15 protein-coding genes are annotated in these 16378 nt (G+C 64.6%); 2 read left to right on the top strand and 13 right to left on the bottom strand.

The features are described 5' to 3' along the window. The first annotated feature begins 11 nt into the window (after window positions 1–11). Window positions 12–1076, top strand: a complete 1065-nt coding sequence (locus tag AB0T83_RS14760) for a TRAP transporter substrate-binding protein (protein WP_366193984.1) — start codon at window positions 12–14, stop codon at window positions 1074–1076. A 52-nt stretch (window positions 1077–1128) separates the two neighbouring features. On the opposite strand, the gene AB0T83_RS14755 is transcribed toward AB0T83_RS14760, so the two are convergent. The 5 genes from AB0T83_RS14755 to AB0T83_RS14735 all read right to left on the bottom strand — a co-directional run bounded on the left by AB0T83_RS14755 (window position 1129) and on the right by AB0T83_RS14735 (window position 5522). After that, window positions 1129–1398 (bottom strand): amphi-Trp domain-containing protein, encoded by a 270-nt coding sequence (locus AB0T83_RS14755; protein WP_366193983.1) that lies wholly within the window; start codon window positions 1396–1398, stop codon window positions 1129–1131. A 70-nt stretch (window positions 1399–1468) separates the two neighbouring features. After that, window positions 1469–2563 (bottom strand): HprK-related kinase B, encoded by a 1095-nt coding sequence (locus tag AB0T83_RS14750; RefSeq protein WP_366193982.1) that lies wholly within the window; start codon window positions 2561–2563, stop codon window positions 1469–1471. Further along, a complete protein-coding gene (locus AB0T83_RS14745) occupies window positions 2560–3441 on the bottom strand; it encodes a GAK system ATP-grasp enzyme (protein WP_366193981.1) in 882 nt (293 codons plus the stop codon). Before AB0T83_RS14745 ends, AB0T83_RS14750 begins: the two co-directional genes overlap by 4 nt. Beyond that, entirely contained in the window at window positions 3434–5071 is a 1638-nt protein-coding gene (locus tag AB0T83_RS14740; RefSeq protein WP_366193980.1) for a phosphotransferase, read from the bottom strand. Before AB0T83_RS14740 ends, AB0T83_RS14745 begins: the two co-directional genes overlap by 8 nt. Next, window positions 5064–5522, bottom strand: a complete 459-nt coding sequence (locus AB0T83_RS14735) for an NUDIX domain-containing protein (RefSeq protein ID WP_366193979.1) — start codon at window positions 5520–5522, stop codon at window positions 5064–5066. The genes AB0T83_RS14740 and AB0T83_RS14735 overlap by 8 nt, the downstream gene beginning before the upstream one ends. A gap of 77 nt (window positions 5523–5599) precedes the next feature. Between AB0T83_RS14735 and AB0T83_RS14730 the strand changes: the two genes are divergently transcribed. Next, window positions 5600–6787, top strand: a complete 1188-nt coding sequence (locus AB0T83_RS14730; protein ID WP_366193978.1) for a GAK system CofD-like protein — start codon at window positions 5600–5602, stop codon at window positions 6785–6787. 3 nt (window positions 6788–6790) lie between these two features. On the opposite strand, the gene AB0T83_RS14725 is transcribed toward AB0T83_RS14730, so the two are convergent. The 8 genes from AB0T83_RS14725 to AB0T83_RS14690 form a co-directional block, all read right to left on the bottom strand. Continuing rightward, window positions 6791–8020 (bottom strand): hypothetical protein, encoded by a 1230-nt coding sequence (locus AB0T83_RS14725; RefSeq protein ID WP_366193977.1) that lies wholly within the window; start codon window positions 8018–8020, stop codon window positions 6791–6793. 307 nt (window positions 8021–8327) lie between these two features. Continuing rightward, window positions 8328–9368: an ABC transporter ATP-binding protein gene (locus tag AB0T83_RS14720; RefSeq protein WP_366193976.1), complete on the bottom strand. Its 1041-nt coding sequence runs from the start codon at window positions 9366–9368 to the stop codon at window positions 8328–8330. Then, a complete protein-coding gene (locus AB0T83_RS14715; RefSeq protein ID WP_366193975.1) occupies window positions 9368–10603 on the bottom strand; it encodes an MGH1-like glycoside hydrolase domain-containing protein in 1236 nt (411 codons plus the stop codon). The genes AB0T83_RS14720 and AB0T83_RS14715 overlap by 1 nt, the downstream gene beginning before the upstream one ends. Beyond that, on the bottom strand, window positions 10600–11808 hold the full coding sequence (locus AB0T83_RS14710) for a carbohydrate ABC transporter permease (protein WP_366193973.1): 1209 nt from the start codon (window positions 11806–11808) through the stop codon (window positions 10600–10602). The genes AB0T83_RS14715 and AB0T83_RS14710 overlap by 4 nt, the downstream gene beginning before the upstream one ends. Continuing rightward, window positions 11805–13049 carry a carbohydrate ABC transporter permease gene (locus AB0T83_RS14705; protein ID WP_366193972.1) on the bottom strand — a complete coding sequence of 415 codons (1245 nt, stop codon included), beginning with the start codon at window positions 13047–13049 and terminating at the stop codon, window positions 11805–11807. Before AB0T83_RS14705 ends, AB0T83_RS14710 begins: the two co-directional genes overlap by 4 nt. A 71-nt stretch (window positions 13050–13120) precedes the next feature. Next, window positions 13121–14470, bottom strand: coding sequence for an ABC transporter substrate-binding protein (locus tag AB0T83_RS14700; RefSeq protein WP_366193970.1), 1350 nt, complete (start codon window positions 14468–14470; stop codon window positions 13121–13123). A gap of 22 nt (window positions 14471–14492) precedes the next feature. After that, on the bottom strand, window positions 14493–15590 hold the full coding sequence (locus AB0T83_RS14695; protein WP_366193968.1) for a LacI family DNA-binding transcriptional regulator: 1098 nt from the start codon (window positions 15588–15590) through the stop codon (window positions 14493–14495). A 554-nt stretch (window positions 15591–16144) separates the two neighbouring features. After that, a partial coding sequence (locus tag AB0T83_RS14690; RefSeq protein WP_366193966.1) for an IS3 family transposase occupies window positions 16145–16378 on the bottom strand: 234 nt, incomplete at its 5' end.

The following is a 16378-nucleotide window of genomic DNA, read 5'->3' as shown; positions in this document are numbered from 1 at the left end:
GGGAGACCGTGATGAAACGGCGTGACCTTCTGAAATCCGGCGCGCTTGCGCTGCCCGCCACCGCGCTGGCCGTGCCGGCGATTGCCCAGGGCAACATCACCTGGAAAATGCCGACCTCCTTCCCGGCCCGCGCGCCGGGGGTGGGCACCAATGCCACCACCTTTGCCGAGCGTGTGGCGGCCATGTCGGACGGCCAGCTGACCCTCAAGGTCTTCTCCAGCGGCGAATTGGTGCCGCCCTTCGGCGTCGAGGATGCGGTGGAGCAGGGCACGGCCGAGATCGGTCATTCGACGCCCTACTACGCGGCCTCGAAGAACTCGGCGCTGCATTTCTTCTCGGCGGTGCCCTTCGGCATGACCGCCGTCGAAACCACAGCTTGGCTGCGCTATGGCGGCGGGCAGGACCTGTGGAACCGGATCTACGCCGAGCGCGGGCTGGTGCCCTTCTATTCCGGCAACTCGGGCGCGCAGGCCGCGGGCTGGTTCAAGACCCCGATCACCACTGTCAACGACCTGGCCGGTCTGAACATGCGCATCGCCGGTTTGGGCGGCGAGGCCATGCGCAAGCTGGGGGTCAACGCGGTGCTGCTGCCGCCGCCCGAGATTTTCCCGGCTTTCCAGTCCGGCGCCATCGACGCCGCCGAATGGGTCGGCCCGCTGCTGGATCAGGCCTTCGGTCTGCAGAAGGTCGCCAATTATTGCTACATGCCCGCCTTCCACGAGCCTTCGGCGGCGCTGGAGATTGTGGTCAACAAGGACGCCTATGACAGCCTGCCCGCGCATCTTCAGGCGGTGATCGCCAATGCGGCCGAAGCGGCATCGGTCGAGACCACGGCGCAGTTCGAATATTTCAACGCGGTGGCCTACCAGCAGTTGAAGGAACAGGGCGTGCAATTCGACGTGTTTCCCGAGGATGTCATCGACGCCCTGAAGACCGCCGTCGCCGAGGTCATGCAGGACCTTGCCGCCGAGAACCCGGTGTTCGCCGAGGTCGAGGAAAGCTACAACGCTTACCTCACCCTCGCGCGGCCCTATGGCAACCTGGTGAAGGGCGCGGTGTTCTCGCAACGCACCTGAGCCGTCGGACGCGCGTTGAAAGGCCGCCTTTCGGGGCGGCCTTTTCCGTGGCTCACTTGACCGTGGGGGCCGGGCGTTCTGCCAGATCGGTCTGGCGCTCGCTCCAGGAAATGCGCAGATCGACGCGGCAGGTCCCGTCCGAGCGGTCGGCCTTCACGCGCAGGGTCATCAGCTGGTCCAGCGGCAGGGTCAGGCAGTCGTCGCCCTCGCTCAACGTCAGTTCGCCCTTGCCGATGCCCTTGGTGATGGCTTCCAGCAAGGCCTTGATCGACTTGCGATCCTGCAGGGATTCGTGGCGAAACTTTCCGTCGGTCGCGGCCATGGGGCTGCCTGCTCCTGTTGCGTGTTTATGCGGCGGGGATAGCCCACGACGGCGCCTGCGCCAATCCCTCTCAACCCGGTGCCAGAAAATCCACACCGGCCCGATACAGCGTGTCGAAATCGACCCGGCCCGCGACCTCGCGCACCCGCACCCCGTCCAGCGCGGCCAGATAGGCCGCCGGATCCAGCGAGTCGGTATCCGCGCGAAAGCGGCCCTGGGCATCCTGATAGAACGGACCGGGGGCCTTCATGATCGCGGCCAGAAGATCGGGACGGTCGGGCAGGGACACGTCGCGCACCGTGGCGGGTGCGGGGCTGTCATGCTGCCAGTTCAGCACCCAGAAATCGGTCAGCGCGCAATCGTGGCGCACCCGGCCCGGCCCGTAGATCCGGGGCACGATCAGGTCGTGCTTTTCTTCCAGCGCCCAAAGGTCTGCCGGCGGCATAGCGGCCAATTCAGCCCGCCGGGCCTTGGACAGCAGCGGATGCAGACGCGAGTTGTGCAGGATGGTGCCGGGGTTGATGCGCGGCTGCTTGGGAATGCCAAGGCCCTTGGTGCCCCGGTCCGCAGCGCGCACCAGCAGGCGATCGTTGGTGACAAAGGCGGTGCCGGGAATGTCCAGCATCCGCAGGATCGAGGTCGATTTCCCGCCCCCCGACAACCCGGCGATGGCAAGGCCGCACGGGCCGTTGGTGACCGCCGCCGCATGGCACATCTGCCAGCCCGCGCGCTGGCCGTGGTTCAGGATCTGGGTGTTGATGAAATTGATGATCTGCTGCGGGTTGGCGCGGCACGGCCCGAAGGCAATCAGAGCCCGCGGCGATTGCAGGAAGGTCATGCCGGTGCGGCGTTTGTGGATCAGCCGGCCATCGGTCAGATCCCAGGTGGCATCCTTGCGGCCGGTCTTGCCGGCTTCGCGCCGCCAGTCGCGCCAGATCGGGGCCGGGTCCAAGGTCTGGCCTTCCAGAACCTCGACGGTGGCATCAGAGGGGCCGTCACCGGCCAGGGTTTCCGCGAAATATTCGGCCAGGTCGTCCCTCAGCGGCGGTTGGCACAGCAGGCGCAGGCGCCACGGGCCGACCGCGATACACAGCGGTGGCACATCGGTCAGGGGCGTCCGGTCAAGCAGGTCCAGAACCTCGGCGGTGTTGGTGAGCGGGGTCATGCGGGGATCCTTGCCAATACGTGGTCGGTCAGCAGGGCAGCGGCATCCATCCCGCAGCCGTCCCGCACGCCGCGAAATCCGCCGAAGGCCGACACTTCGAACACGATGGGGCCGTCACCGGTCAGGGCGATGTCGACGGTGGTGAAGTCCAGCCCGAAGGGCGCTTGCGCCTTGTGGCCCAACGCGATCAGGGCCGGGTCGGGGGAAAAGGGCACGTATACTCCGCCGTCGTGAATGGTGGTGTTCCAGGTGCCGCCGCCGGAGACCCGCGCATAGGTACACAGGTACTCGCCGCCCAGAAACACCATGCCCAGATCCTGCCCCGACAGGTCCAGCTTCTTCTGGATGTACATCACCGGGTTGTCGGCGGCGAAATCCGCGATGTTCGCCTTGGCACCGGGCCCGTCCTTGATCAGGCACATGCCGCGCGCCTTGGTGCTGTAGAGCGGTTTGAAGACGGCGGTGCCAAAGGTCCGGACGGCCTCCCGCGCCTTGCCTGCGTCCTCGGTCACGACGGTGTCGGGCATCGGTACGCCGGCCAGGGTCAGGGACATGGTGCAGGCCAGCCGGTCGATCAGGCGCAGGATCGCTTCGGGCCGCGAAAAGATCCGCACGCCGCGCGCCTCGGCCAGCCGCAGCATCTCCAGCCGGTCCAGCGCGTGGGGGCTGTAGACCTCGGCGATCTTCTTGACGATCAGCCCGTCCAATTGGCACAGATCCTGACCCTGAAACATCAATTTGCCCGTACCCAGGTCCAGCACCACTTGCGCCATGTCGATCACCAGACGGAACCCGGTGCGCGCCGCGACCGCATCGGCCAGCGCCTCGGTCGACCATTTGCCGGGAATGCCGATCACCCCGATGCGTTTCTCAGTCACCAAACAGATCCTTGATGGGCAGCCGCAGCCGCGCTTCCTTGCCGTGCGGACAGGCCAGCGCCAGTTCCAGCAGATAGCGCGCGCGCAGGAACATCCGCCGGGCGTGGGCCTTGTCGAAGACGAAACGGGTCGAGGTCGCGAAGGAGCGTGCCAGCCCCAGCGCCAGCCGGTATTCGAAGGTCTTGTCCCCCTGCGCGCGGGCGAATTTCGCGGCCATGGCATGCACATCGCCCGCAACAACCGCCACCCGGTTGCGCAACTGCGCGTCCTGGATTTGCAAGCGATAGTTCGACACCATGAACACCGACACATCCTGCACGTAGTCCATGAAGCGCGACCGGTGCAGGTCTATGAAATGGATCTTCCGATCCGCCGGGTCATAGATCACGTTGTCGAGGTTGAAGTCGCCATGGATGTGCACCGAGAACGGCGCGGGCAAAGCCGTTTCGCGCGCCCCGGCCTGCGCGATCAATGCATCGAACGCGGGCAGGGACAGCTTGCCCAGACGTGTCTCGCCGCGCCGGAACTCGGGATGCACGCGGTAGACATCGGGCATCCGCCGCGCCAACTGCTGCATCGAGGCCATGTCCGCCGGTTCCTCGGTGCGGGTGCGGCGCCAGACATCGCGCAGGGTGCGGGTCAGGGCGGTTCGGGCCTCGGCCAGCAGCGCATCGCTTTCGTTCAGAAGCACATGCTGGAAGGTGTGCCCCGGCAGGTATTCGATCAACAGCGCCGCCGATTGGCCGCGCTTTTCATAGGACAGGATCTTGGGCGCCAGACCGGGATAGACCGAGTCCCATTTCTTGACGCCCTGGCGTTCCTCCTTCACCTTGGCGATCTCGCCATCCTTGAACACCGCGTTGATTTCATCGCCCGCAGCGGTCTTGCCGCGTAGTCCCGAAATGCCGCTGCCAGAGCGGGTCTCGGCCAGCGGCTTCAGGGTCAGATCGGCCTCGTCCATGGTCTGATCCGACAGGATGCCTTTGAGGGCGAAATAGCGTTCAAATTGCACCGGCTGGCCGATGGAGACCGACAGGATTGCCTCGCTGATCCCTTGAAGCGCGTCGCCCATCCGTCTGATTTCATTGGCGGCCAATAGGGCGTTCGACAGATCTTCGGTCTGCTTGGACTTGCGCATATCCTGCGTGTAGACCGCGAAGAGATGCTCATAGAGCGCGTCCAGATCGCCCTTCACCTGGCCGATTTTTACCGCGCCGCTGCTGTCATGCGCATCGATCGCTGCATTGATCCCGGTCACCGCCTGGCGCACGCGCTTGATGGGTTTGGGGTAGGCCTCGGGGCGCAGCAGCGGAGTATGCCGGACCTCCTCCGCATGTAGCAGGCTGCGGCGCGCCATGCGGCTGATGAGATCGAGGTTGCGCGCCACCAGGGCCGCGTTGCGCAGCACAAGCTGGCGGGCCGCCGCCGGTTTGCCGCGGCTCAGCGCCTGTTGGCTGGCGCGCAGAACCCGCGATTGCAGGTTGTGGGAATAACCCGCCCGTAACAGCAACTGTCGGGCCATCGCGGTGTCGGGACGGGTGAAATATCCCTCCAGGCTGGTCAGTTGACCCTCCACCTCGGCGCAGAGGAAATGCAGGTTCTCGTCCATCGCGTGCGGCAGCCTAGCCATCGAGCCGCCCGAGGTAGATCGGTGCCGCGCTGTCGCCAAGGGCGGTGCCATAATTCGGGTGAAAGGCTCGCACGGGATCATCCGGCGACACCCAGATGGTGGCGATCTGGGACTTGTCCGGTTTCAGCCCAAGGCGGGGGATGTAGTTCGCGGCCACCTCGCAGGCGAACAGAACCTCGATCTGGTGGCGCAGCTTGCCGTGCTTGGGTTTGAAAACATCGGCCACATGCAGAAGCGGGCCGACCACGACCTCGGCGCCGATTTCCTCACGGCATTCTCGTGCAACCGCAGCCTCCAGGGTTTCACCGGGGTCCTGCCGCCCACCGGGCAGGGTCAGATAGGTTGGTTGTCCGGGCTTTTGCTTGACCTGCACCAGCAAGCGCCCGTCGCGGCGAATGACGGCGCGCACGGTGGGACGGATCTGGTCGAGAAAGCGGTTCAAGCCGGACATGGGCGGGTGATATAGCCTTGATAGAACAGTTGCATGTCAATTCGCTGGCCGTGTGGCGATTTTCTGGGAGAACCACCGTGTCACACCTGCACATCTCGCGGACTGCCGAAATCCCCGACGAATTGCGGGTGGCGCGGGCGCGCAGCACGCCGGGGCTGGGGCCACGGCTGCTGTTTTTCAGCGGCGGCAGCGCCCTGAACGGCATTTCGCGCCGGCTGAAGGCCTATACCCACAATTCGATCCACCTGATGACGCCGTTCGACAGCGGCGGCAGTTCGCAGGTGCTGCGCCGGGCCTTCGACATGCCCGCGGTGGGCGATCTGCGCAGCCGCCTGATGGCGCTGGCCGATGAAAGCGATCTGGGCCAGCCCGATATCTTCGCCCTGTTCACCCATCGCTTTCCCGTCGGGGCCAGCCGGGCGAAGCTGGAGCGGGAGTTCGCCGCCCTTCTGGACACCACCCACCCGCTGATGGATGCCGTGTCCCAGCCCATGCGCAGCCTGATCCTGTCGCATCTGCGGGCCTTCGCGGCGCATTGCCCAGAAGGGTTCGACTTCGCCGGAGCCAGCGTCGGCAACCTGATCCTGGCGGGCGGCTATCTGACCCACGACCGGGCGTTGGAACCGGTGTTGTTCATCATGTCGAAGATGGTGGCGGTGCAGGGCACGGTACGGTCGATCATCGACAGCAACCTGGGCCTTGGCGCGGTGCTGGCGGACGGTCAGACGGTGCAGGGCCAGCGCGAGATCACCGGCAAGGAAGTGCCACCCATCGGCTCTCCCATCCGCGAATTGTTCCTGACCCGAGATGGTGTGCGGCTGGAGCGCAACGCGGTGAAACTGCCCAAACGCAACCGCCGGTTGATCGAACGCGCCGACCTGATTTGCTATCCGCCGGGCAGCCTGTTCACCAGCGTCATTGCCAACCTTCTGCCGCACGGCGTGGGCCGCAGCGTGGCGCAGCGCGCGGTGCCCAAGCTCTATATCCCCAGCCTCGGGGCCGATCCCGAATGTCTGGGGATGGATCTGCCCGACCAGGTGACGGCCCTGTTGGCCGCCCTGCGCGCCGATGCCGGGCAGGATTGTCCGGCGGACCGATTGCTGACGGCGGTTCTCTGTGACAAGCGGGGACTGCGCGACGCTGATGTGCGGCGGATCGCGAATGAACACGGTCTGCCCTGCGTCGGTCTGAACCTGTGCGGCGGCGCGGCAGCGGCGCGCTATGACCCGGTTCGGATCTGCGAAGCGTTGGTGTCCCTGGTCTGAAACTCAGGGGCTGGTCGTGGCGGGCAGGGCGCTCACGACCCCCTCGACCCGTCCGCCGGGGGTGCGCCAGAAGCCGGCCAAAGTCGCCGCGCCCGCGCCTTGCAGGCGGATCCGTTCTGTTGGAGCGGGCGGCAGGGCAAGGCCTTCCAGAAATTCTGACAGATCCGGGGTGTCGGGCAGGCGGGCCAGAAGGGTTTGCAAGGGAAACTCGCGCGGTAGCCCCAACAGCTGCGCGGCATCGGGGTCGGCGTGGACGAGGCCTTTGTCCGGGTCGACAGTCAGCCGCCCGCTGTCGGTCATTCGCAGGAGATGGCGGACATCGGCCCCACTCCGGGCCAGATAGTCTCGCATCCGCAAGCTGGCCAGACGGCTGACCAGACCCCAGATTGCCATTGTGGCGACCAGCGGCATCATCTGCCCGGCCAGGGGCTCAGGCGCGGGCAGGACCGTCAGGATCGACGGCCACAGCGCAATCGCGCCTGCCACCAGCATCAGGCCCAGTGTGGCCACCGGCAGAGGCAGGAACAGGACAGGCAGCAGCGCCAGCAGGACCGGGGTCAATCCGGGGGCCGTGCCGGGCAGCGTCAGCAGGAATGCCGTCAGTCCCAGCAGGATCAGGCCGAACAGATCCGACAACCGCAACAGCCAGCGATGGCCGCTGGCCATCAGGACAAGCCCGGCCGTGGTGACGAGGGCGGCCAGAACCGATTGCTGCAACGCCAGTGGCAGGGCGGAAGGATCGGCGCGCATCGAAGGCTCGGCCTGCGACAGCAACCAAAGGATGCCCCAAAGCCCGGGCCCAAGCGCTGAAAGCCCGACCGCCATTGTCGCGATCAATACCGGATAGGGATCGGGCCAGACCCGCTGGCGTGATAGCCACAGCGCCGCCACGCCGATGCTGGTGCCGAGGATCAGGTTCAGGACCAGCAGGACAAGGTCGGATCTGCCGAGCGAGGCGGCAAGCAGCCCACCGTTCAGATCCAACAGCGGCACCAGCGGCACCAATGGCAGGAGCAACGCGAGCGCCCTTCGTCCCCCGAAAAAAAGGACAACCGCCAGCGCCGCCGCGGCTGCAACCGGGTGCGGCAGACCGTTCACGGGGAAGTCTGTGGGGGTGAAGGCCGTCCAACTGCCCGATGCAGTGGCCCATGCCCAGATCGCCCAAAGGCCCGACGCCAGCCAGACGGCCCAGCGGTCGCCGACGTCCCCAAGGCCGGAGACGCGTGTCGTCATCTGTGAGCGCCAGCCCGTGGGCGACATGTCCCGCTCCCTTCCCGTGGTATCGCGTGGCGTGCGATCCTTGCCTTGGTTCTTGCCCGCCCGGCGCGGGTCCTGCAAGGGCGGAAGGTGGGACAACGGGTCAGGCTGGAGCTGGACGACGGGCTGCGCCGGGGAAACGTCGGTTTATCATGCGATGATATGCGCGAGAAAATAGATGCAACACACTGTAATAAAACAGAAAACAACTTGAAGTATAACAAGTGTCGGATGCCGCCCGGACTTCGGGCGGCATCCGTGTCTTGTCAGCTTGCACTTAGCCTCAGATGGCCAAACCATCCGCGCTGAAGAAATGCAGCCGGTCCGGGTCGAACGTCAGCCCCAGGCGGTCACCGGGTTTCAGATCGGTGTCTCCGTTGATCCGCACCGTCACCTGCCCGGCCTCGCCGCAGTCGAAGATCAGGAAGGTGTCAGCGCCAAGATATTCCAGAACATCCACCACGCCATCGACCTGCCCGGTGCCCTCGGCACCCAGCACGATGTGCTCGGGGCGGATGCCCAGATGCACGGCTGCACCCGAAACCGGCCCGCCGCGGCCACCGGCCACGGTGTACTGCCCGCCGTTCGAGGAGCAGGGCAGGATGTTCATCTTGGGACTGCCGATGAACTGCGCCACGAACAGATTGGCCGGGCTGTCGTACAACTCGCGCGGGGTGCCGACCTGCGCGATCTTGCCGAACTCCAGCACCACGATGCGGTCGGCCAGGGTCATCGCCTCGACCTGGTCATGCGTCACATAGATCATCGAGGCGTTCAGGGTCTGGTGCAGCTTGGCGATCTCGTAGCGCATCTCGACCCGCAGGGACGCATCGAGGTTCGACAGCGGTTCGTCGAACAGGAACGCGGTGGGGTCGCGTACGATGGAACGCCCGATGGCCACACGCTGCCGCTGCCCGCCCGACAGATCCTTGGGCCGGCGATCGAGGTAGGGATCCAGTTTCAGAACCCGTGCGGCCTCGGCCACCTTGGCGTCGATCTCCTCCTTCGGAACACCGGCGGATTTCAGCGGAAAGCCGACGTTGTCGCGCACCGACATGTGCGGGTACAGCGCGTAGGACTGGAACACCATGGCCAGCCCACGTTTCGACGGCGGTTCGGCGGTGGCGTCGCGCCCGTCGATGATGATCTGCCCGCGCGAGGTTTCTTCCAGCCCCGCGATCATCCGCAGAAGCGTGGATTTCCCGCAGCCCGAAGGACCGACGAAAATGACGAATTCACCTTCGTTGATGGTCAGGTCGACGCCCTTGATAACCTGGACCTCGCCAAACCATTTCTCGACGGATTTCAGTTCGATGGATGCCATCAGTCCCTCCCGGCCCAGGTCAGCCAGATGGCGGCTGTCCAGGTGAAGTTCGATCCGCCGCAGGGGGTGCCGTCGACGGGATCAAAATATTCGTAGAACCCCGATTTCTCGATCAGGGTGGCGGTTTCGCGGCGCAGGCGCGCCTCGTCGGCGTCCCGGCCGCTGTCCTTGAGGCCCAGGGCGATCAATGAGTTGACCACCGGCCACATCGGCCCGCGCCAATAGCGGCGGGGGTCGAAATGCGCGGCCTCGGGATCGGACGAGGGGATGCCGTAGGTCACGGCGTCCCAGGTGCGCTGCATCTGCGCGTCCATGTCCGGGTTCTCGATCCCGGCATAGAGGAACAGATAGGCGGCCGAGCTGAGATTGTTGGCCCAGGTGCCGGTGCGGATGTCGCGGGCGTCATAGGCGCCAAGATCCGGGTTCCAGATGCTGGGCACGGCGGCTTCCAGCGCGTCGGCCCAGCCGGTGATCTCGGACACATCCTCGCCCAGTTCCTGCCCCAGCGCGATCAAGTCGCGATGGGCGCGCAGCAAGATGAAGGTGATGCCGGGATCGGCCATCAGGAAGGGACCGTTCGCCATGATCTCGGCATGGTTCCAGCCGCAGGCCTTTCCGAATTGCAGGATCGCGATGTAGCGGTCGTAGTCCTCCTTGCCGGGGCGCATGGAGGCATCCACATGGCCGGTGTCGCGCCGCTGGTAGGGGCCGACGTTGGAGCCATCCACATTGGCCATGCCCACATCCCAGTCGGGGCAGTTGTCGCGGCCCGATTCCCAAGGGTGGGTGATGCAGGCCGGGCCGGGGGCGCAGCGCACGTCGTGCCACCAGCGATGCCAGGCCACCATCCTGGGATAGAGCGCGGCGAGGCGGGCCCGCCCGGCTTCCGGGTCCATCTCGTAGATCTTGCGGACCATCGTGGCGGCCACCGGCGGCTGGCTGATGCCGGAGGTCTGCGGTGTCTTGTTGGTGCCCCAGACATCCGGGCCGGGGAAGTATCCCGGATCGGACTGGTGGAAGATGATGTGCGGCACCATCCCGTCGTCCCATTGGCCCGAGAACAGGGTCTCGACCTCGGTCCAGGCGCGGTCGTTGTCGAAGGTTGCGAACCCCCAGGCGGCAAAGACGCTGTCCCAGTTCCACTGGTAGGGATAGAGCCCGTCTGTGGGCACGGTGTAGCCTCCGCGATCGTTCTTGCGAAGGATGTCGCGGGCGGTTTCGTTGAGGTGTGTCATCCTTTTACGGATCCTGCTGTGAGACCTTTGGTCATGAAACGTTCAAGCCCCAGGAACAGCGCCATGATCGGGACGGTGGCGATCACCGAACCGGCCATCAGGTGCTGGCGAGGGATTTCGGAAGAGTTGAGCGAGGCGATGCCGCGCGTCAGGGTGAATTTCGTGGGATCATCCAGCAGCATGAAGGCCAGCAGGAATTCGTTCCACGCAATCATGAAGACATAGAGCGACACCGAAGCCATGGCCGGCAGCGACAGCGGCAGGGTGATCTTCCAGATCACGGCCAGTCGCGACAGCCCGTCCATCAGCCCGGCTTCCTCGACCTCCGCGGGCAGGCCGCGGAAATAGCCCTGCAGCATGTACAATGCCACGGGGATGGTGGTAACCGGGTAGATCATCACGATCCCGGTGATCGAGTTGCGCAGCCCGGCCATGGAAAAGGCGATGTAGATGGGCAGCGCCAGAACGATCATCGGCACCATGTAGATCAAAAGGATCGAGCGTGAGAACGCCGCCCGCCCCTTGAACCGCAGCCGGGCCACCGCATAAGCACCGGGAACGGCGAAAGCCAGGGTGATCAGAACCGTCAGCACCGAGATGTAGAACGAGGTCCACAGGTACGAGCCGAAGCTGAACTGGCTGAACAACTCGGTGTAGCTGCGGAACAGGTCAAAGCCCTTGGACAGGTCCAGCGAGAAATCCAGCGGGTTCTGGATCAGCTCGGACTGGTTCTTCAGGCTGGTCATCACCATCACGTAGAAGGGGATGACGACGATGGCGGTGAAGAAGATATAGCCAAAGCCGGTCAGGAAGCGGATCACCGCGGCCTCGAACTCATGGCGGTTCAGCGTGCCTTGCGGGCACTCCGTCAGGATACGCACCATTCCCAGCGCGCTGAACCCGGCCATTGCCACCGCACCGATCAGACCCGACAGGAAAGACACCTCGGATCCGATCACCAGCGGGCCGAAGCCCACCAGCGACAGCACCGTCAGCAGGGCCAGTCCGGCCAGCGGTTTCCACCGTGGTCCGGGCAGGCACAGAACACCCAGCCCCGCGCCCCAGAACAGCGAGAGCAGCAGCGACGGGCGGAACTCGGCCCCGGTGATGAAGGACATGGCCACGGCCACGGTGGTGGCGATGATGAAGGTCCACAGCGCGCCCAGAAGCGGGCTGGTAACAAGGCCGTTGCGCAGGAAGCTCATAGCCCTTCCTCCTGATTGCCATAACGGAAGAAGACGTAGGAGAAGATCAGCAGGCAGAAGAAGATCACCACTGCCACCGCCGCGCCCGCGCCGATGTTCGAGATCGCGAAGGCCTGTTCATAGACATTCACAGTCAGCGTCCGGGTGCCCGCGTTGCCGCCGGTCAGCAGGAAGATGTCGTCGAACTTGTTGAAGGTCCAGATGAAGCGCAGCAGGAACAGAACCGACAGAATGCCCAGAAGTTGCGGCACCGAAAGATACCAGAATTTCTGGAAGGGAGAGGCGCCGTCCATGTCCGCCGCTTCGTACATGTCGCCGTCGATGGACTGCATCCGGGCGAGGATGAACAGGAAGGACAGCGGGAAATAGCGCCAGATCTCGAACACCGTCACCATGATCAGGGCCAGCGGGCGTTCGCCGAAGAAGTTGATGGCCCCTTCGGTCACACCCATCTGGATCAGCAGCGCGTTGGCCGATCCGGAAAACGGGTCGAACAGCAGGATCCAGGCAAAGGCAACGGCGATCACCGGCGCCACATAGGGAAACAGATACAGCCCGCGCAGGATGCCCTGGCCCCGGAACGACTTGTTCAGCAGCAGCGCCGCGAACAGCCCGAAGACCAGCGCGCCGATGGTGCCGAAGACCGTGTAGAACAGGGTGACGCCGAGCACGCCCCAGAACTCGTCCCCGTCGAAGATGCGCGAGAAGTTGTCGAAGGTGAATTCGCCGCTGGTCAGGATGCTGTCGGCCTTGCCGGTCAACACCGGGTCGATGTCGTCCAGCTCTCCGCCGGCGTCCAGGAAGGCCTGTCCGACGGTGACGGGGATGAGGATCTGGTCGCGAAAACCGCCCTCCATGGTGCCGAAGTCACAGCGCAACTGGGCCTCGTCAATGGCGCAGCGCGGATCAAGTTCAACCGGGGTCAGGCCATCGGGCCAGCCGTCGGTCATGGTGACTTTGCGGATTTCCTTGTCCTGGCTGGTATTGCGGATGCGGTAGCGCACGGTGATTTCGTCGCCCGCGGCAGCGGCGTCGCCGCGCAGGTCGGCGCGCACCACGGGGGCGGCGGCGCGCAGATCGGCCAGCCCCACGGGCTTGACGCTGATCCAGAACACCGCCAGCAGCGGCAGGATCACCACAAGGGCGACCGCGGTGATGGTGGGAGAAAGCAAACCCCAGGCCAGCCGGGCCTCGCGCTTGGCGAGCGGCCCGGTGCCCGTAGGCGGCAATGCAGTGGTCATTGTGACAGTCCGATGTGTTCGGGGTGGGGGCACCGTTGGGTCACGGCACCCCCGTTAGAAGCAAGCGGTCCTTACTGGATCGCGCCCAGCTCCTCGTTCAGCGCGGCGACCGCGGCAGCGGCGTCAAGCTCGTCGTCGATGTACTGCCGCACGATGCGGTTGATGACCTGGCTGTTGATCATCTTCGAGGCCAGCGACAGTTGCCCTTCGGCCACGCCCCAGCGTTGCGCCACATCCAGACCGCCGACGATCTCGGCGATCATCGCCGGATCATAGAGGTCGCCAAGGGGTGCCTTGCGATCCACGCCGACGGGCAGGGTGGCCCAGGCATCGATATAGGCGGTGGGGTTTTCACCATCGCCACGACGGACCGGGAACTTGCCCTCCGGTGCGATCGACAGGGTCTGGGTGTAAGCGTCGCTCAGGTTGAACTCGACAAACTCCATTGCCGCGTCGGTCGACGCATCATTGGTGATTCCGAAGTACCGAACGTCGCCCCAGGCCGCGCCGTCGGGATTGGACGGGCCGGCGAAGTTGGTCACGATACCGGTCTTCGAGGCCAGTTCGGTCGAGGTCGGATCATCGTTGATGGTGGGCGGCGCGCTGTCACGCAGGCCGGCCAGTTCGTCAAGGATGAAGGGCGACCAGATGATCATCGCGGCATCGCCCGCAAAATAGATCGTGCGCGACTGATCCCAGTACAGCTCGCCCGGAGGGGAGGCCTTGGCGATGGCCTTGTAGAAGTCCAGAATCTCGGTGGTCTTGGCCTCGTCCAGCGGTGCGAAGCCGTTCTCGTCGACCGGGCTGACGCCATTGGCCAGGAACACATGCTCCAGCACCTGGCTCATGAAGGCTTCGTCCACCTTGGTGGCAGCCACGAAGCCGTACATCTCGGGCGGGTTGTGCAGGGCGTCCAGCGCCGCCAGCACGTTGGCATAGGAGGACGGCGGCTCAAGTCCGGCTTCTTCGAACAGATCCTTGCGATAGACGATCATCTGTGTCCAGCCGTCCACCGGCACGGAGGCATAGCCGTCATCCACGGCCGCCAGCGCCAGAGCGCCCTGCGCGAAAGTGTCAGCGCCCAGGTTCTCGACCACATCGGTGGCCGCGTCCGGATCAAGGATTCCGGCCTCGTACCAGGGCAGGGCGTATTGCAAGGTGTGATAGATCACGTCCGGCAGATCGCCTGCGGCGAAGGCCGCCGTGGCGCGGGTGCCGAGGTCGCTTTCGGTGACCGGGATCACCTCGACCGAATGGCCTGTGGCGGTTTCGAAGGCGGCGGCCATTTCCTGTTGCTTGGCCAGCCGCTCGGGCTGCTCTTCGGTTGTCCAGAAGCGCAGTTCCTCGGCGGACACGCCCGGTGCGGCGAGCACAAGGGCCAGGGCCGCCGTGGACCACAAGCGCAGAGTCGGTTTCGTCATTCTTCTACCTCCCATTGAAAGTTCAGGGCTTCGCAGCGGTGCTTCGAAGCAGGTTCGCGAGTTCTTCGGACGACCGGGCCGGCGCCGTTGCCGAGCCGCGATCCAGAAAAGTGGCCTGTTCCACCCGGCGCAGGGATTCAGGGGCAGAGCCCCGGACGCGGCGGATCAGAAGCGTCCCCAGGCGTTCACCCGCGCGGCGGATGTTGACCGAAAAGGTGGTCAGGGGCGGGGTCATGGTCGCGCCCTCGATGATGCCGTCATAGGCGATGACGGAAATGTCCTGTCCCACTTGCAGATCCAGGTCCCGCGCGGCGTCGTAGAGCCCCAGGGCGGCGCGATCCATCGCAAAGACGATCCCCGTGGGCGGCTGGTCTAGCGCCAGCAGGTCGCGGGTGGCCCGGCGGCCGTCTTCGGGGGACATGCAGTTTTCGCGCACCAGCGCCGGGTCAAACGTCAGACCGGCGGCTTGCAGCCCGGCAACATAGCCTTCGTGCCGCAAGTGTGTGTAATTGTACTGTTTTCCGCCGTTCACGAAGGCGATGCGCCGATGCCCCAAGGCGGCCAGTTTCTGCACGGCGGATTGCATCGCGTCCTCGCCGGCAATGTCATACCAGGCGCAATCCGTGGGATCGCCGGTGCGTCCGAACATGACGAAGGGCACCTGCAGCCGGCGCAGGGTCGCAATGCGATCGTCCGTGCGCAGCGTACGCGGCAGGATAAACCCGTCTGCCTTCCGGTCGGCGCACAGGCGCTCGATGATCTGCAGGGTGTTGCCGGGACTGGACGCGGCCGCGACGGTCAGGGTCCAGCCCTCAAGACTGGCGGCCGAGGAAATGCCGGCCAGAAACTCGGCCAGAAACGGACGGTGCGCATCATGCTCGGCGGTTTCGATGACGAAGCCGATGGACCGGACCCGTCCGGTCCGGATCGCCTGCGCGTGGGAAAGCGGACGATAGCCCATCTTATCGGCCATGCGCATGACCCGAGCGCGCGTGCTTTCGGCAATGTCGGGATAGCCGTTCATGGCCCGGCTGACCGTGCTTTTGGTCAGGCCCAGAGCGTCAGACACATCCGCGATGGTGACGCGTCGCGCGGCGGGCTGTCGTGCCGATTCTTCCATGACTGGATGCAATTTTCGTCCTCCCAAGGCTTACCGTCGGTTCCGAAACCGGTTTCGGCAAGGGAAAAATGCACATCGCCGGAATCAGCGGTAAGTTCAATTTGGAACCCCAGGTTTCTGTCTGGGAAAGCGGCAAGGGGTTTTGGATCTTCCAGATTGTAAACACCATTCTGAAATGTCACTGGTTGTGCCAAGCTGAAGTGTCACCACTGGACGCGATGTTGGCAAGGCTTGGCAGTCCGGAGACCTCGTAGTTCATAAGACTGAAACGCCTTGCGGGGCTTGGTGAATTTCGCAGGCTTCACGCATGATCATGTTGTGAAGAATGTTGTCTGGCTGGACGATAGCCACCGCTTTGATTTCTGCTGCTCTGCTTGGGCTTGGATTGTGCGTCGGCTTGTCCCTTGGTGGTTTGAACACAGAGATCGGCTTTCTTGCGGATTCGACTTCCGGGTGCTCCATTCTTGATGACAGCTTACGTCGCAATGTTTGCGACGGATCATGTTGACGTCTCATCCGTGTACTGGCCTGCTGCCGGTTTCGTGGACGGCAACTTAAGCTTTCATAGCTCGCTCCTCGAAGGTCATAGGACTTAGATAGCCAATGGTCGAGTGACGACGCGTTGGGTTGTAGAACCGCTCGATGTAATCGAACACATCGGCGCGCGCCTGTTTTCTGGTCCGGTAGGTTTTTCGCCTGACCCGTTCGGTTTGTAAACGGCGGAGCAATACTCGGCCACGGTAGCGGCGGCATTGTGCTGTCGCGGGCGGCGTAAAAGTCGGCCACTT

This window comes from Meridianimarinicoccus marinus (assembly GCF_040689105.1).
GTDB classification, from domain to species: Bacteria; Pseudomonadota; Alphaproteobacteria; order Rhodobacterales; family Rhodobacteraceae; genus Meridianimarinicoccus; species Meridianimarinicoccus marinus.
This window is presented reverse-complemented; position numbering and strand designations above follow the sequence as displayed.

Coding starts and splice junctions, on each gene's coding strand:
- AB0T83_RS14760 (WP_366193984.1), top strand. CDS start 12: ATGAAACGGCGTGACCTTCTGAAATCCGGCGCGCTTGCGCTGCCCGCC.
- AB0T83_RS14755 (WP_366193983.1), bottom strand. CDS start 1,398: ATGGCCGCGACCGACGGAAAGTTTCGCCACGAATCCCTGCAGGATCGC.
- AB0T83_RS14750 (WP_366193982.1), bottom strand. CDS start 2,563: ATGACCCCGCTCACCAACACCGCCGAGGTTCTGGACCTGCTTGACCGG.
- AB0T83_RS14740 (WP_366193980.1), bottom strand. CDS start 5,071: ATGGCTAGGCTGCCGCACGCGATGGACGAGAACCTGCATTTCCTCTGC.
- AB0T83_RS14735 (WP_366193979.1), bottom strand. CDS start 5,522: ATGTCCGGCTTGAACCGCTTTCTCGACCAGATCCGTCCCACCGTGCGC.
- AB0T83_RS14725 (WP_366193977.1), bottom strand. CDS start 8,020: ATGACGACACGCGTCTCCGGCCTTGGGGACGTCGGCGACCGCTGGGCC.
- AB0T83_RS14720 (WP_366193976.1), bottom strand. CDS start 9,368: ATGGCATCCATCGAACTGAAATCCGTCGAGAAATGGTTTGGCGAGGTC.
- AB0T83_RS14715 (WP_366193975.1), bottom strand. CDS start 10,603: ATGACACACCTCAACGAAACCGCCCGCGACATCCTTCGCAAGAACGAT.
- AB0T83_RS14710 (WP_366193973.1), bottom strand. CDS start 11,808: ATGAGCTTCCTGCGCAACGGCCTTGTTACCAGCCCGCTTCTGGGCGCG.
- AB0T83_RS14705 (WP_366193972.1), bottom strand. CDS start 13,049: ATGACCACTGCATTGCCGCCTACGGGCACCGGGCCGCTCGCCAAGCGC.
- AB0T83_RS14700 (WP_366193970.1), bottom strand. CDS start 14,470: ATGACGAAACCGACTCTGCGCTTGTGGTCCACGGCGGCCCTGGCCCTT.
- AB0T83_RS14695 (WP_366193968.1), bottom strand. CDS start 15,590: ATGGAAGAATCGGCACGACAGCCCGCCGCGCGACGCGTCACCATCGCG.